The organism is Citrobacter sp. wls613 (genome assembly GCF_005281195.1).
Taxonomy (GTDB): domain Bacteria; phylum Pseudomonadota; class Gammaproteobacteria; order Enterobacterales; family Enterobacteriaceae; genus Citrobacter; species Citrobacter gillenii.
The window spans coordinates 1-1,700 of record NZ_SZXN01000086.1 but is presented as its reverse complement, the minus strand read 5'-3'; the positions used below and the strand labels follow the sequence as shown (position 1 = coordinate 1,700).

Genomic DNA, 1,700 nt, shown 5'->3' with positions numbered 1-1,700 from the left:
GAAGCGAACCGGGGGAACTGAAACATCTAAGTACCCCGAGGAAAAGAAATCAACCGAGATTCCCCCAGTAGCGGCGAGCGAACGGGGAGCAGCCCAGAGTCTGAATCAGCATGTGTGGTAGTGGAACGGTCTGGAAAGTCCGACGGTACAGGGTGATAGTCCCGTACACAAAATCACATGTGTTGTGAACTCGAAGAGTAGGGCGGGACACGTGGTATCCTGTCTGAATATGGGGGGACCATCCTCCAAGGCTAAATACTCCTGACTGACCGATAGTGAACCAGTACCGTGAGGGAAAGGCGAAAAGAACCCCGGCGAGGGGAGTGAAAAAGAACCTGAAACCGTGTACGTACAAGCAGTGGGAGCCCTGATTTATCAGGGTGACTGCGTACCTTTTGTATAATGGGTCAGCGACTTATATTCTGTAGCAAGGTTAACCGTATAGGGGAGCCGAAGGGAAACCGAGTCTTAACTGGGCGTTAAGTTGCAGGGTATAGACCCGAAACCCGGTGATCTAGCCATGGGCAGGTTGAAGGTTGGGTAACACTAACTGGAGGACCGAACCGACTAATGTTGAAAAATTAGCGGATGACTTGTGGCTGGGGGTGAAAGGCCAATCAAACCGGGAGATAGCTGGTTCTCCCCGAAAGCTATTTAGGTAGCGCCTCGTGAACTCATCTTCGGGGGTAGAGCACTGTTTCGGCTAGGGGGTCATCCCGACTTACCAACCCGATGCAAACTACGAATACCGAAGAATGTTATCACGGGAGACACACGGCGGGTGCTAACGTCCGTCGTGAAGAGGGAAACAACCCAGACCGCCAGCTAAGGTCCCAAAGTCACAGTTAAGTGGGAAACGATGTGGGAAGGCACAGACAGCCAGGATGTTGGCTTAGAAGCAGCCATCATTTAAAGAAAGCGTAATAGCTCACTGGTCGAGTCGGCCTGCGCGGAAGATGTAACGGGGCTAAACTGTGCACCGAAGCTGCGGCAGCGACACTATGTGTTGTTGGGTAGGGGAGCGTTCTGTAAGCCGTTGAAGGTGTCCTGTGAGGGGTGCTGGAGGTATCAGAAGTGCGAATGCTGACATAAGTAACGATAATGCGGGTGAAAAACCCGCACGCCGGAAGACCAAGGGTTCCTGTCCAACGTTAATCGGGGCAGGGTGAGTCGACCCCTAAGGCGAGGCCGAAAGGCGTAGTCGATGGGAAACAGGTTAATATTCCTGTACTTGGTGTTACTGCGAAGGGGGGACGGAGAAGGCTATGTTAGCCGGGCGACGGTTGTCCCGGTTTAAGCATGTAGGCGGAGAGTTTAGGTAAATCCGGACTCTTATTAAACGCTGAGGTGTGATGACGAGGCACTACGGTGCTGAAGTAACAAATGCCCTGCTTCCAGGAAAAGCCTCTAAGCATCAGGTAACACGAAATCGTACCCCAAACCGACACAGGTGGTCAGGTAGAGAATACCAAGGCGCTTGAGAGAACTCGGGTGAAGGAACTAGGCAAAATGGTGCCGTAACTTCGGGAGAAGGCACGCTGATGGTAGGTGAAGCGACTTGCTCGTGGAGCTGAAATCAGTCGAAGATACCAGCTGGCTGCAACTGTTTATTAAAAACACAGCACTGTGCAAACACGAAAGTGGACGTATACGGTGTGACGCCTGCCCGGTGCCGGAAGGTTAATTGATGGGGTTATCCG

At 52.4% G+C, this 1,700-nt stretch carries 1 rRNA gene; it reads left to right on the top strand.

Annotation, left to right across the window (positions count from 1 at the left end):
• A 23S ribosomal RNA gene (locus FDX01_RS21715) occupies positions 1-1,700 on the top strand; the annotation flags it as partial.